This window comes from Aneurinibacillus migulanus, from assembly GCF_001274715.1.
In the GTDB taxonomy this organism is placed as follows: Bacteria; Bacillota; Bacilli; order Aneurinibacillales; family Aneurinibacillaceae; genus Aneurinibacillus; species Aneurinibacillus migulanus.
This window is the reverse complement of the sequence record NZ_LGUG01000004.1, coordinates 2714394-2728106: the sequence shown is the minus strand read 5'-3', so window position 1 is coordinate 2728106 and position 13713 is coordinate 2714394. Positions and strand designations below refer to the sequence as shown.

Genomic DNA, 13713 nt, shown 5'->3' with positions numbered 1-13713 from the left:
GGTTTATTTCTGCAGCGCTTCCGCTACCTGAACAGCGCGTTCCAAAAATGCTTCGATTTCTTCGCGCGTCTTCCCTGCCCGGCTCACGAAGCGGATAAGCTCCTGTCCTCGGCAAAACGCGACAAAGCTGGGAATGCCAAAAATGTTCAACTGCTCACCCAATTCTGGTAACGTATCCCGATTTACACTAATGAATATAAGCTTGTCTTTATATGCTTCCTCCACCTCCGGCATAAACGGATCAATACGGTGGCAGTCAGGGCACCAGTCGGTATAGAACTTTGCGATGGTTAACGTATCCGACTGAACCGCTTCCTGAAATTGTTCAGTTGTCTGTATTTCCTTCATTATGTTTTCGCCCCTTTCCTCCTTATCTTACCTGTTTTGCATGAAAAATAACACCGTATAACTCTTAAATAAAGCTCATAACCATATAACGAATAGCTAGATCGTAGTACGGAACCAACTGAGGGAGATAGACCACCTCGATACTTTACTATTTGCATAAGCGCGAAATCTAGAAGGAGGAATCTGCATGTCGAACTTGTTTGTCAATCGTTCATTGGAGGAGGTTCAGTTCTGGGGCCGTATCATGAAGGAGCATGCGCTTTTTCTCCGCCTCGGATTCACGGTAGACCAGCCTAAGCTCATCCAGGAAGCCAGCCATTTCCACAACTTATTCGAAAGCATCGAAGAGAAATCCGTGTCTTTTACGGACAATGCGGATCGTGAACATATCGTCCGCCTCAACATGGAAACGTATCAAGCGACCTCACATCTCTGGGCATTTGAACGTAAAGTGCTGGAACTTATCCTCTCCTGTAAAATCATCACGAATAGCTATCCACTGTTCGTCGATCATGCAAGTCGTGAAGCAGCTTATTTCATGAATCGGATCGAGCAGCTTAACAAAGGGATTCTCGAACCGCTACCAGATGCCGTTATCAATGAAAATGTATTCTTTCTCCGTATCATGTCCGATCATGCTAAGTTCATCAGCCATTTGTTGGACCCGTCTGAACGCAATTTGATTACTGAAGCAGCAGATCTCAGCTATCAACTCGATCAACTACTGTTTCAAGCGGTAGATTTGGAAGCGATGCGCCCGGCATCACAAACGGGGCGGGTACTGAGTCGTTTGATTGAAGAAAGCCGACTCACAGTACAATCCCTGTACGACTTTAAGCGAACGATTAAAGAGATGGTGGAAGAATGTCGTCTTCGCAGCGTGATTCACCCACTATTGGCGGATCACATGTTACGTGAAGCCCAACGTTTTCTCGATTTGCTCGATCGATTTGAAGCAAGCCTCACTGCCGGACCGAAGGACTAATCTAAATAATCTGTCTTTGTTTTAAGTTCTGGATTGTATGAGCGTCATACCCGAGCCCACGAAGTATCTCTTCTGTATCTGCTCCTCGTGTCGGCGGGAACGTCTGAGACGCAAGCATAGCTTCATCAAGCAACGGATTCTTTACCTGGGTGACAGTCGGATATGCATCCCAGTACGCGAACATACCTCGTGCCTGTAGATGCATATCATGGAGCGCTTCTTCAAGCGACAGTACGGGCGTTAGGCATACATCTTCATCAGCGAACACGCCCATAATCTCTGCGGCAGACCGTTCCTTAAAATAGGCCGCTACTTCTTCTTTTATGTGCGACTGCTTATCAGGTGACCAATAATCCGGCATATAGTCATTCAATTCCGCAACTTCACAAAATCGGTGCCAGAACTTCGCTTCCAACGCGCCAAGCGCCATCCATTTGCCATCGCCAGTCTCGTATACGTTATAACACGCCAAAGCGCCGGTTAGCGGATTAAAGGTCGCTTGGCCCGTCTCTTGGGCTGCCAGATAATAACTAAGCGCCGGAATCATGAACGGAAGCACACCATCCGTCATAGAAATATCCAGATATGCCCCTTCTCCCGTTCGTTCCCGTTGAACTATGGCGAGCAGAATACCACTCACCGCATGCAAAGTACCTGCACCGATATCAGCAATTTGCACAGGTGGAAGAAAAGCTGTAGGATGCCCGCCTGCATGAATCGCCTCATGAAGTAGTCCAGTAAAACCGATATAATTCAGATCATGGCCGGCTTTTTCTGCATATGGTCCATTCTGTCCGTAACCGGTAACCGAACAGTAGATTAAACGTGGATTGACATGACGGATGGTTTCATAATCCAGCCCGAGCCTATGCATGACGCCGGGTCTGAATCCCTCCACAAGAATATCTGCTTCGCGTGCAAGTCTACGGAGTATCTCTTTTCCTTCTTCCTGTTGCAGATTCAGCGTGATGCTCTTCTTACCTCGATTGACCAATTGGTACAACGCCCCCGCACCTGCAAGCATCGGCTCCATTTCACGAGCATAATCCCCCAGCGTAGGATCCTCGATTTTAATAACTTCTGCGCCATAATCCGCCAAGTACATTGTGCATAGCGGTCCCGGCAGCAATCGGGTTACGTCCAGCACCTTCATCCCCTGTAATGCCTGGTGCATATCATCCCTACTTTCTGTTTGTTTTTACCTACAAAAAAAATAGCACACTATGGTGCTATTTAACATCATTTTTCTTATGGTCAATCGCTGACCCAAAGCTCAATAGGCTCTAACCGCGATACCTTTTCTCCTGCTGCCGGGCTTTGTTTCAGCACGGTCCCCTTCTTATGAATCGAGGATTCCAGATAATATTTGTAATGGAGTCCGGCCTGAGTCAACTTCTGTCCGGCTTCCTCAAGTGATAATCCTTTCACATCTGGCACTTCTACACCCAACTTATTTTCCGCTTTCGGCGGTTCAGCAGCAGTGTTCGGCGTTACCGCTTCAACGGACTTGGCAGAGCTTGGGTTATCGTTTTGCATAAAAGCAACCGCCGTTATGCATACGATTGCCAGCAATGCTACGGCCGTCAATCGTTTCGTTGAAAGTCTAGGAAAGCGTTTCTTCTTCGCACCTGTATTTTTCAAATGTGCACTCCGTATAGGCTGTTCTGTTTCTTCCTGCCGCATTTCTTTCCGCTTTTCAAAAGAGACAGAGGAACGAGCTCCTACCTGCGTTTTCTTAATATATTGATACAAAGACGTAATATCTTCGAGCGTTTGCGCAAGCATTCGCTCATATTGTTCAGTGCTCATCTTCTCCTCACGCCGCCAGATGGCCCGCAATGACTTGCGGATAACGAACGGATCGCCTGCATAAGAGAGCGCCATCTCTTCAATAACCTGGCTAATTGGAAGTTCGATCTCAACCGCACCGAACATCAAGTGATGCATCAGTCGAAACATATCGCTGATTTCATGTCCAACCGCATCTTCACTTACTTCCCACGTATTAACCACCTTTATCTCGCCAGCCTCTGTCAGCCACAGATTATATTTAGTAAGCATCAGGCCGCGCCCTATCGTTCGATCCGCTTCCTGTAAAATCTGTACAAACCCGCGAGCCATGCCCAGTGCTTCTTTCAACGAAAGCTTACGGGCATTCGGTGCTGAATCCAGTAGCAAGCCGGGTACATACTCCAGCACGACAAATCCTTCGTCCCCCGTCTCGCCGCGGTCGAGAATCTGTAAGGCGGAAGAACCGTGCATGATACGTTCCGTCTGTGCTACCTTGTGCGGAAAGATGCACAATAGGATATCCCGCCGCAGAACACTATCGTGTCCCCTATACAGTTCTCCTGCTTCTCCCGCATATAACAGCGTATCCGGTACGTAGCGCTCATACAACCCTTTTTTCATATTCAATCAAACCCCTTATCTCGTTTTTCATTATATCTCTTTAGTTTGTATTACCTCCGCTGAGAATGAAAAACCTGCGGACATTCTCCGCATCTCCATATACCATTACGATGTCCCCGAGCTGCATGGTTGTACTTCCCGTAGGATATTTGATAATATGGCCATTTCTTCTTATACTCATGATTTTTACATCTTGTTGCGCTAAATTCAACTCTTTTAGCGGAATATTTACAATGCCAATATGCGCTTCTGTTACGTGAAACTGGCGCATCACATAGTTACCACCCTGGTGAAAAATACCTTCACTGAATGAGTTCCGTCCATGATACCTCTCAAACCTGTGGCTTACAGCCTTAACCAGCAGACGATGCACTGCAGGAATACGCAACAGAAAAAGAATGAAAATTAATACACCAAGTCCTAAGCCTAAGCTTGAAAGATACATCGTACTACTAACAAAAAAGCTAATAACAAACGACAAAATGACGGCAAACGAAATCGTACCAAAAATAATGAGAAAGGAAGCGATGAGCCGTCGAAACGGATGGATAATAATTAACTCTGATTCTGTAGTCGTATAGCCGGTTCCCGTCAGCAGAGAAATAGCCTGAAACCTCGCTATTTCTCTGCGTAGGCCAGTGGCTTGCAGAAGCATGGTAGAGATTTCGATGATGAGTAAAATCAGAATAATATAAAGGATAAAAAAAACGAAATTCAACCGGCATCCTCCTAAGCCTGTACACTCTTCTGTTCTTTATTAATATTATGGAAAGTTTCCGTTCCCATGCATATAAATTTTAACTTCGTTTTGCAAAGGCGCAAGGCAGACCATATAAAAGCTCCCCTACAACGTGTATGCAGGGGAGCTTTTATATGCTTTCCTAGTTGCTCTCTACTGGGCGACCAGGGTTTTTAAGATAGTCTTTTGCTTGTTCTTTGTTGAACTGGCCTTCCCATTTGGACATAACGATTGCTGCCACGCTGTTACCCACTACGTTAACTACCGTACGAGCCATATCGAGCAGACGGTCAATACCAGCAATGAACGCAAGTCCTTCTATCGGAATACCTACGGAGCCAAGCGTTGCCAAAAGTACCACGAACGACACACCAGGTACACCCGCGATTCCTTTAGACGTAAGCATCAAGACAAGCATAAATGTAATTTGCTGTCCAATTGACAAGTCAATGCCGTACATTTGAGCAATGAAAATACCTGCCAATGCTTGATACAGCGTACTACCATCCAGATTAAAGGAGTATCCGGTAGGTACAACAAACGACACAATCGCTTTTGGACAGCCCATTTTCTCAAGCTTTTCCATAATGCGTGGAAGTACCGTTTCACTACTTGACGTAGAATACGCAAGCAATAATTCTTCTTTTAATGTTACCATTAAGCGGAAGATATTTATGCCCGCCCATTTTGATATTAATCCAAGAACTACTACAATAAAGAAAATCATCGTCAAATATACAAGAATCATTAGCTTACCAAGCGGAATCAACGAAGAGAGACCAAACTTGGATACTGTTACTCCAATCAAAGCAAACACACCAAATGGAGCGAATCTCATAATCATATTTGTCAACTTGAACATCGTATCTGCAACGAGTTCAAAGAAATGAAGAAGCGGTTTGCCCCGTTCCCCGATTTGGCCCAGTGCAAGACCAAACATGACTGCAAAGAAAATAATTGCCAGGTTGTCCCCTTTAGCCATAGATTGAACAATGTTTGTAGGAACAATGTTAACCAATGTTTCTGCAAATCCATGCGCCTGTGTTTCTTCTGTCGTATGCACATATTTGCTAATATCCGTCTGTGAAAGCTGAGACATATCGATACCAGCACCAGGCTGGAAGATGTTCGCTGCCATCAAACCGATAATGATTGCAACTGTTGTTACAATTTCAAAGTAAAGAATCGTCTTTCCACCAAGTCGACCCAGACTTTTCCCTCCGCCGACACCGGCTACCCCTACAATAAGCGTAGAAATAATAATCGGTACGACGATCATTTTGATTAAATGAAGGAAGATTTGACCAATCGGATCGAGAACTTCCGCTACTTTCGGATTTCCGTAGAAAATTGCCCCCACGGCGATACCGAGAATCAGACCAATAAGAATCTGCCATACAAGTCCGAATTTCTTCATCTTGTCACCGCTTTCATTCTGTTTTTAACGTTTACGTCTATAAATAAAGTGTAAAACCGAACGACAGAATTCTACACGAAACTTCGTAAAGATACACAAAATAAAAAAATTCACCCGTAAAACGGGTGAATTTCATGGATATTCTTCCTATTTATTCCTTATATGAAAATGATTAGGTTCGGAAGTTCCTCTTTCTTATCCGGCTCTTCTACTTCATATGCGCCGGGCGTGGCAATGCCCCGGTACGGTGGTAAATCTCGGCCAGTTCATCGATTTCTTTCTTCAGTTCTTCCACTAAATTCTCTTCAGGTATTTTACGGGCGATCTCACCATGTTTAAATAACAGCCCTTCACCGCGCGCGCCTGCGATACCGATATCTGCTTCACGTGCTTCTCCCGGTCCGTTTACCGCACAGCCAAGCACGGCCACTTTAATCGGAGCTTTTATCTTAGAAATATAATCTTCGATTTCGTTTGCCACAGAAATCAAATCAATCTCGATGCGTCCGCATGTCGGGCAAGAGATTAGCGTCGCCGCGTCGGACAGGAGTCCGAACGATTTTAACAGTTCGCGTCCCACCTTAATCTCTTCTACCGGGTCAGCGCTAAGCGAAACGCGCATTGTCGAGCCGATGCCCTGCGCCAGTAACGTACCAAGACCTGCTGCGCTTTTTACCGTACCAGCAAACAACGTGCCCGCTTCCGTAATGCCTAGATGCAACGGATAATTGAATGCGGCAGCCGCTTTTTGGTACGCCTCGATCGCCAGCGGCACATTGGACGCTTTCAATGATACGATAATATCATGGAAATCAAGCTCTTCAAGGATAGCGATATGATGCAGGGCGCTTTCTACCATTGCTTCCGCCGTCGGATATCCGTATTTCTCCAGCAAATGTTTCTCTAAAGAACCTGCATTCACTCCGATGCGGATAGGCACACCATTCGCTTTACATGCACGCACCACTTCCTCGACTTTTTCCCGCTTTCCAATATTGCCCGGATTAATCCGTACTTTATCAATTCCGTTTTCGATCGCTTTTAACGCAAGCTTATAGTCAAAATGGATATCGGAAACGAGCGGAATAGAGATGTTTTTCTTAATCTCTTTAATCGCTTCTGCCGCTTCCATATTGTTCACGGTCACACGGACAATCTGGCAACCTGCTTCCTCAAGCCGGTGAATCTGCTCTACCGTCGCTTTCACGTCCGCGGTTTTCGTAGTCGTCATACTCTGGACGATTACCTGGTCGCTGCCCCCGATTGTTAAATTCCCCACCTTTACAGGTCTGGTCTGTGTACGATGATACATCTCTCGTGCTCCTTTACAGGATAAAATTTGTTGCTCACCTTCTTTATCTTATCACAAATGTACAGGAGCGAGAATGTACTCTATGCTTCAAATAACCGGTTGATATCTACGCCCCGTTCTTTCAGGATTTGTCGTAGTACCTGCTTATGCTGCTGTTCGGTATATGTATTCATACCAAGGGTCAGCGCTGCCGACATTTCAATATCGTATAAAATGTCTTCCAATTCGCTTGTCGGCATATTATTATATCGCTCATATAGGTTTTTTATATCGCTCATTTTACGTTTCATCCTCTCTTTTCTACATCTATATGCGTTGCTCACTATGAACGTTCGCTTGTACCGACAAGTGAAGAAACGGCTTCATAAAGTGAGCCGAAGACATAGTCCGGCTGTGGGGTCTTTCCCTTTATATTCTCTTTACCAATGTATACTGTTTTTAAACCAGCGCGGTGTCCCGCCTGAATGTCAGTATAGAAATCGCCTACCATATAGCTTTGCCCGATGTCGATGTGATGCCGCTTTGCTAAATCAAGCATCATGCCAGGCTCTGGCTTTCGGCAAGCACAACCGGATTTCGGTTTGTGTGTACATGCTACGATTTCGGCGATCATTCCGCCCGCTTCGGTAATTCTCTCATCCATATGCCTATGGATTTCATCAAGTGCTTCCTGCTCCATAAATCCAAGTCCTACGCCCCCCTGATTCGTTACGACAAACACTTTATATCCGTGTTCATGAAGCGTACGGATTGCATCCACTGCTCCAGAAATGAAAGCAAATTGGCCTACATGATTAATCGGATGCGGATTTTCATTAATTACACCATCTCGATCTAAGAAGAATGCTTTTGACATACTATCCCCCATTTTATGTAACATACATAAAGACCCATTTCACAAGAAAAAACTACAAAAAATTCACAATTATTGCATTAACATACCTTTACTTTCCTTTTATTGTGCTATAATAAACCTGACAACAGGGCTCGGCATATGACAAATCATCGGGAAAGGGGCACTTTGCCATGGAAAATCCGTACATTTGCAAATGCGGAATGTATACGTACCACTGTGAATGTTTGCCTGCAACGCATTCCCCTTATTATGACGATTTGCTTCATCGCTTGAAACATGAACAAAAAGAAGTCATTGTTGGTGAAGAAGAGGTCTCTGCTGTCCTTCGTCTTATGCCCAAAAACAAAGAAGCTCGTCTGGTGCTATACCCTGTACAAAACGGCTTTTACTCTGTACGGGTAGCGCACGACGCAGTACACACCATAAAGTGAAACTTCCATCAGTGGAGACTTAGGAACAATTACTCTCCATACAGCACTGCTCGCTGGAGCGAAATAAATAACATAGACCCGGTTTATATACCGGGTTCTTTTTATTATTTCGCTTTCTCTGTGGCCCTATCCTCCTTATCAGACACAATCTATATACATCTGATTTGATACATCGACAAATTCTTGTGGTGAGAGGGAAGAAAAGAAGGAAGGGCGGGAGCGGTCGGAAAAGACACGCTGGCCTTTTTTCTGCTGGAGTGCAGGGCGCATCCACCCTCTTCTTTTTCTGAATCGCCTCCTTCCAACCACGCTACCCTGTCAAAATATCAAGTGTAATTTATATATTTCCGCAAGAAGTATCAAGTCAACACCTCTAGGTGAAAATAAAACAGCTGGCGATTGTTTAGAAAGGGTGTTGATTATCCAGTACGATCCAGAGTTAATAGCCACCACACCGTGTCCCAAGCATGCGTCAGTTCGTCTCCCGCACGGAAGCGTAGAGAGCCGCTTTTGCCCTGGCCAGGGCAACCGCTCGGGAAAGGAGACGAAAGGCCTTGTTTGTGTCCCGTTATGGTGGTCTTGTCCTCTCTAAACAATCAACACCCTTGATATCCATAGATGGATAATCAACAGGTGTGATTCTGAATAAGTAACTTTTTCATTTTGTTACTTCCAAAAAAGAAGTTACTTTGATATTATATGATCAGTTGTAAAGAATACATCTTGAAAGAGAGGCTTGTAAGAAATGTCACAAACCACTGAACAGAACCTACAGACAGCAGAAGAAGTAATACGTGCCCGCCACGCGGTAAAGGAATACATATCAGACTATAAGATTCCTCAAGCGGAATTGAATGAAATCTTGGAGTTAGCTGCAACCGCTCCTTCTGCTTGGAATCTGCAACATTGGCGTTATCTGGTCATCACAGAGCAAGCCAACAAGGAACGGGTTCTGCCAATCGCATACGGCCAACGTCAGGTAGCCGACTCCTCGGCAACCATCGTCATTTTAGGCGATCTTGAAGCTGATAAATCAGCGGAACCGGTCTTCAGCCCAGCTGTTGAAGCCGGGTTTATGAGCCAGGAGCTTTATACCAATTTGGTTGGCCAGATTAAAGGAGCATATCAAGACAAACAAACCGCTCGTGAACAAGCCTTTTTGAATGCAGGCTTCTCGGCGATGCAACTGATGCTGGCAGCAAAAACAAAAGGGTATGATACCTGCCCGATAGGTGGATTTGATCGTGAGGCATTAATCAAAGAATTGAACATACCAGCACGCTACGTTCCAGTCATGCTTATCACCTTAGGAAAAGCAAAATCTCCGGCTCGTCCGTCCACTCGCTTCTCTCTAGATCAGCTCGTAATCAAAGAGAGCTTCTAAATACATTTGACCTGATATTTACAAAGGCACCGTTTATAAAAACGGTGCCTTTGTCATCAGCCAATATCTAGGGAACGGCTTTTTGCTCTTTATCCTACGTTTAATTAACAATCAGTGGAGGAAGGAAAGCCCCGCTGATTGTTGGTTTCACTTTATGATAGCAATCCGAACTTCTTCGCTTCGAACTCTAGTTCTTCACGGAATTTTGGATGCGTAATCGCCAATAATTCCCTCGTGCGTTGAGCAATACTTTTGCCGCGCAAAGATGCCACACCATACTCGGTAACAATATGATCAACATCATTTTTTGATGTAGTTACAGCCGAACCGATAGTCAATTGCGGACGAATACGGGAAATCGAACCATCCCGCGTTGTGGAATGAAGGCAGATAAAGCCTTTACCATTCTTAGCGAAGCGCGCACCGCGCGCAAAATCGGCCTGTCCCCCGCTAGAACTGTAATAGCGGCCGGCAATCGTCTCGGATGCACATTGTCCCATAAAATCAACTTCAGTAGTGGCATTAATAGAGATCATATTATCCTCTTGACCGATAATGCGAGGATCATTCACATAGTCAACTGGGAGCATCTCCACACCCGTATTCTCATCAATAAAATCATATAGCTTCTTGGAGCCAAGTGCAAAAGTGCCCACGATTTTTCCAACATGGGTTTTCTTCTCGATACCGTTGACAACACCTTTCTCGGCCAAATCGACAATACCGTCTGTTAACAGTTCGGTATGGATGCCCAAATTCTTGTGATTTTCAAGAAAACCGATAATTGCATTAGGAATCGCGCCGATGCCTACCTGCAAGGTAGCACCATTTTGAATACGTTCAACCACATAGGAAGCAATACGACGATCCGTTTCCGTAATCTGAGGTTCTCTAGCTTCATGCAACGGATAATTTACTTCAATGTATCCTTGAATCTGGCTGATATGTACCTGATTGGCACCAAATGTCCGTGGCATGTTCGGATTCACTTCCAGGAAAAATGGCACTTTACCGATAAAAGAGGCAATATAGTCCGCTTGTGTTCCAAGCGAGAAATAGCCATGTTCGTCTATTGGCGCCGCCGCCGCAAGAATTAAGGATGCTTTTGTCGTTTCCCGCAGTAAACGCGGCACCTCATGAAAATGATTGGGAACAAGATCGCATCCTCCGGCAAGAAATGCTTTTCGCGACGCTCCGCTTAAAAAATACGCAACATGACGCAGGTGATCACCAAATTTGCCGTGAATATAATCGCGCTCTTTTAGGGCATGCATCTGATGGATACGCACGCCAGACCAACGCTCCGCATTCTTTTCAATCATGTCCAGCAGAACGCTCGGTTCGCCATTAGCCAGCGGAACGATGAGATCATCGCCATTATTGATGTAAGCAAGTACATCCTCCGGCATTCTCCGCTTGTTCTCCACATCAATTAATTGACTCATTCATTAGACCTCCGATATATATTGCCTTACCTTTATTCATCATAAATGCCAAATTTTCCAGAGGCAAGTGAGGATTCTGTTAAATAAAGCAATATATGTTCCTAATCATTAAAAAAACCACCCATAAGTTTCGAGGCCACTGAAAAAGTCCTCTTGACCTAAAAAAGGTATCATCCCTCCATTTGTGAGGAGATTATACCTTTTTTCTGTATAATCAAGGTATCAATTTATGCGGGTGGTTACGATGATTCAAAAACAACAATCCATGATCTTCAGTCCGTTTATGGCTATTTATGATTTGGTCATTCCAAAGGATAACCTGTTGCGAAAAATTAACGAACTGATCGACTTCTCTTTTTTATATGACGAGCTTAAAGATAAATATTGCCTTGATAACGGTCGAAACGCCATCGACCCGATTCGTATGTTCAAATATTTATTGTTGAAGTCGATCTATGACTTGTCTGATGTCGACGTGGTTGAACGTTCGAAATATGACATGTCTTTTAAGTATTTTCTTCAAATGGCGCCTGAAGAGTCTGTGATTGAATCAAGTTCATTGACCAAGTTTCGGAAACTGCGTTTAAAAGATATCGACCTTTTGGATATGTTGATCAATAAGACTGTAGAAATCGCCATTGAAAAGGGGATTATCAAAAGTAAAGCCATTATCGTCGATGCCACTCATACGAAAGCTCGGTACAATCAGAAGTCCCCTAAAGAAATCCTGATGGATCACTCAAAAAAGTTGAGAAAAGTCGTATATACCCTAGATGAAACCATGAAAAACAAGTTCCCCGCCAAAAACGCAACGAATGTATTGGAAGATGAGATCGACTACTGTCAAAAGCTTATTGACGTGATCGAAAAGGAAGGCAGTATTTCCGAGTATCCAAAAGTAAAGGAACAGGTAAACCGTCTTAAAGAAGTCGTCGCTGATGATATCGAACCGTTGCCGATCTCAGAAGATCAAGATGCAAAGGTGGGGCATAAAAGTGCGGATTCTTCGTTTTTTGGATACAAAACACACATAGCCATGAGTGAAGAACGGCTGATCACGGCCGCAACCATTACGACCGGTGAAAAAAATGACGGAAAACAATTACAGACGTTAGTTGAAAAAAGTGTGGCAGCTGGCATGGAGATTGAAACCGTAATTGGTGATACTGCTTATTCGGAAAAAGGAAATATTGAATATAGTCAGGAGAACGATATCAAATTAGTCGCTAAATTAAATCCTTCCGTTACACAAGGGAATCGAAAGAAGGAAGATGAATTTGAATTCAATAAAGATGCAGGAATGTATGTATGTAAAGCAGGACATATGGCGATCCGGAAAGCTCGACAAGGAAAAAAAGGGGTAGGTAAAAATCAAAAAAATACGTACTATTTTGATATTGAAAGGTGTAAGCGATGTTCTTTTAAAGAAGGATGTTATAAAGAAGGAGCCAAAAGCAAGAGTTATTCTGTTAGTATTAAATCCAACGAACATGTAGAACAGGAAAAATTTCAAGAAAGTGAGTATTTTAAAGAAAAATCGAAAGAACGATATAAAATTGAAGCTAAAAATAGTGAGTTAAAGCACCGACACGGGTATGATGTGGCGTCATCCTCGGGTCTTATTGGTATGGAATTACAAGGGGCAATGGCTATATTTACAGTGAATTTGAAAAGGATATTGAAACTAATGGGTTAAAAGCGAGAGATACAGCTAGTGATAACGGGGAAAAAGACGACTCTGCATTCAAATACTGAATTAGAGTCGTCTTTTTTGATGAATCAATTTAGTTACTCTAAAAAACGCTAGTTTTTCAGTGGCCTCTAAGTTTCAGGGTGGTTTTTTATTCGTAGAAATATTCGCTTCTATGCGTTTTGTTTTTGTTTTAACACATCAGATTCCACAACTTCCATCTCACCTACGCCCCGAATTAATTTGCGAGCGTACATTTTTTCCGGTTGTAGAATATTGACCATGTATTGGATAGCCAATTCAGGATCCACAGTTTCGCCGCACGTATAACAATCAAGTGCCGCGAATCCTCTTTCAGGATACGTATGAATGGAAATATGGCTTTCCGATAACAGAACCAGTACTGTGGCACCCTGCGGCTCAAATTGCTTTGCCTGTACAGATAATACAGTCGCACCACAAGCTTCTGCAGCTTCAACCATATGATTCTGCAGAAATTCCGCACTGTTCAACTTCTCAAAATCAACACCCCAAGTATCAATCGCAACATGTCTTCCGAAAGTAGAATATTCCACGTTTCGGTCCCCCCTCCTAGCAATAATATGTTCATCAATCTCGCTAGGACCTACGTCATTCACTATAATTCGAGGAGAAACTTCCTTGAGTGAATCCTGGTTCCTAATTTTGTTCACAA

The 13713-nt window shown here is 43.9% G+C and carries 14 protein-coding genes and 1 pseudogene; 5 read left to right on the top strand and 10 right to left on the bottom strand.

What is annotated here, in order from left to right:
• Positions 1-3 precede the first annotated feature (3 nt).
• A pseudogene (locus AF333_RS14945) lies at positions 4-357 on the bottom strand (thioredoxin family protein); the annotation flags it as partial.
• A gap of 178 nt (positions 358-535) precedes the next feature.
• On the opposite strand from AF333_RS14945, the gene AF333_RS14940 reads away from it, so the two are divergent.
• Positions 536-1333 (top strand): DUF2935 domain-containing protein, encoded by a 798-nt coding sequence (locus AF333_RS14940; protein ID WP_052520843.1) that lies wholly within the window; start codon positions 536-538, stop codon positions 1331-1333.
• Position 1334: 1 nt separating this feature from the next.
• On the opposite strand, the gene AF333_RS14935 is transcribed toward AF333_RS14940, so the two are convergent.
• From AF333_RS14935 to AF333_RS14905, 7 genes are all read right to left on the bottom strand, one after another.
• On the bottom strand, positions 1335-2507 hold the full coding sequence (locus AF333_RS14935) for a CaiB/BaiF CoA transferase family protein (RefSeq protein ID WP_043066553.1): 1173 nt from the start codon (positions 2505-2507) through the stop codon (positions 1335-1337).
• A gap of 80 nt (positions 2508-2587) precedes the next feature.
• Complete coding sequence (locus AF333_RS14930; protein ID WP_043066552.1) at positions 2588-3745, bottom strand: PASTA domain-containing protein; 1158 nt, start codon at positions 3743-3745, stop codon at positions 2588-2590.
• A gap of 40 nt (positions 3746-3785) precedes the next feature.
• A complete protein-coding gene (locus AF333_RS14925) occupies positions 3786-4463 on the bottom strand; it encodes a TrkA C-terminal domain-containing protein (RefSeq protein ID WP_052812123.1) in 678 nt (225 codons plus the stop codon).
• 163 nt (positions 4464-4626) lie between these two features.
• Positions 4627-5901, bottom strand: a complete 1275-nt coding sequence (locus AF333_RS14920) for a cation:dicarboxylate symporter family transporter (RefSeq protein ID WP_043066551.1) — start codon at positions 5899-5901, stop codon at positions 4627-4629.
• A 208-nt stretch (positions 5902-6109) separates the two neighbouring features.
• Positions 6110-7213 (bottom strand): flavodoxin-dependent (E)-4-hydroxy-3-methylbut-2-enyl-diphosphate synthase, encoded by a 1104-nt coding sequence (gene ispG, locus AF333_RS14915; RefSeq protein WP_043066550.1) that lies wholly within the window; start codon positions 7211-7213, stop codon positions 6110-6112.
• 80 nt (positions 7214-7293) lie between these two features.
• Positions 7294-7491, bottom strand: coding sequence for a hypothetical protein (locus AF333_RS14910; protein ID WP_043066549.1), 198 nt, complete (start codon positions 7489-7491; stop codon positions 7294-7296).
• 44 nt (positions 7492-7535) lie between these two features.
• Positions 7536-8069, bottom strand: a complete 534-nt coding sequence (locus tag AF333_RS14905) for a D-glycero-alpha-D-manno-heptose-1,7-bisphosphate 7-phosphatase (RefSeq protein WP_043066548.1) — start codon at positions 8067-8069, stop codon at positions 7536-7538.
• Between the two features lie 170 nt (positions 8070-8239).
• Here AF333_RS14905 and AF333_RS14900 point away from each other — a divergent pair, with 170 nt between their 5' ends.
• From AF333_RS14900 to AF333_RS14895, 3 genes are all read left to right on the top strand, one after another.
• Positions 8240-8500 carry a hypothetical protein gene (locus AF333_RS14900; RefSeq protein ID WP_043066547.1) on the top strand — a complete coding sequence of 87 codons (261 nt, stop codon included), beginning with the start codon at positions 8240-8242 and terminating at the stop codon, positions 8498-8500.
• Positions 8501-8664: 164 nt separating this feature from the next.
• The gene (locus tag AF333_RS36830) at positions 8665-8790 is read left to right on the top strand and encodes a hypothetical protein (RefSeq protein WP_268753619.1); all 126 of its coding nucleotides are present in this window, start codon (positions 8665-8667) and stop codon (positions 8788-8790) included.
• Positions 8791-9245: 455 nt separating this feature from the next.
• Positions 9246-9884, top strand: coding sequence for a nitroreductase family protein (locus AF333_RS14895; RefSeq protein ID WP_043066546.1), 639 nt, complete (start codon positions 9246-9248; stop codon positions 9882-9884).
• Positions 9885-10036: 152 nt separating this feature from the next.
• On the opposite strand, the gene AF333_RS14890 is transcribed toward AF333_RS14895, so the two are convergent.
• Positions 10037-11329 (bottom strand): acetyl-CoA hydrolase/transferase family protein, encoded by a 1293-nt coding sequence (locus tag AF333_RS14890; protein ID WP_043066545.1) that lies wholly within the window; start codon positions 11327-11329, stop codon positions 10037-10039.
• A gap of 244 nt (positions 11330-11573) precedes the next feature.
• Here AF333_RS14890 and AF333_RS14885 point away from each other — a divergent pair, with 244 nt between their 5' ends.
• Entirely contained in the window at positions 11574-13025 is a 1452-nt protein-coding gene (locus AF333_RS14885) for an IS1182 family transposase (protein WP_043063790.1), read from the top strand.
• A gap of 167 nt (positions 13026-13192) precedes the next feature.
• On the opposite strand, the gene speD is transcribed toward AF333_RS14885, so the two are convergent.
• Positions 13193-13594 (bottom strand): adenosylmethionine decarboxylase, encoded by a 402-nt coding sequence (gene speD, locus AF333_RS14880; protein WP_040302602.1) that lies wholly within the window; start codon positions 13592-13594, stop codon positions 13193-13195.
• Positions 13595-13713 lie beyond the last annotated feature (119 nt).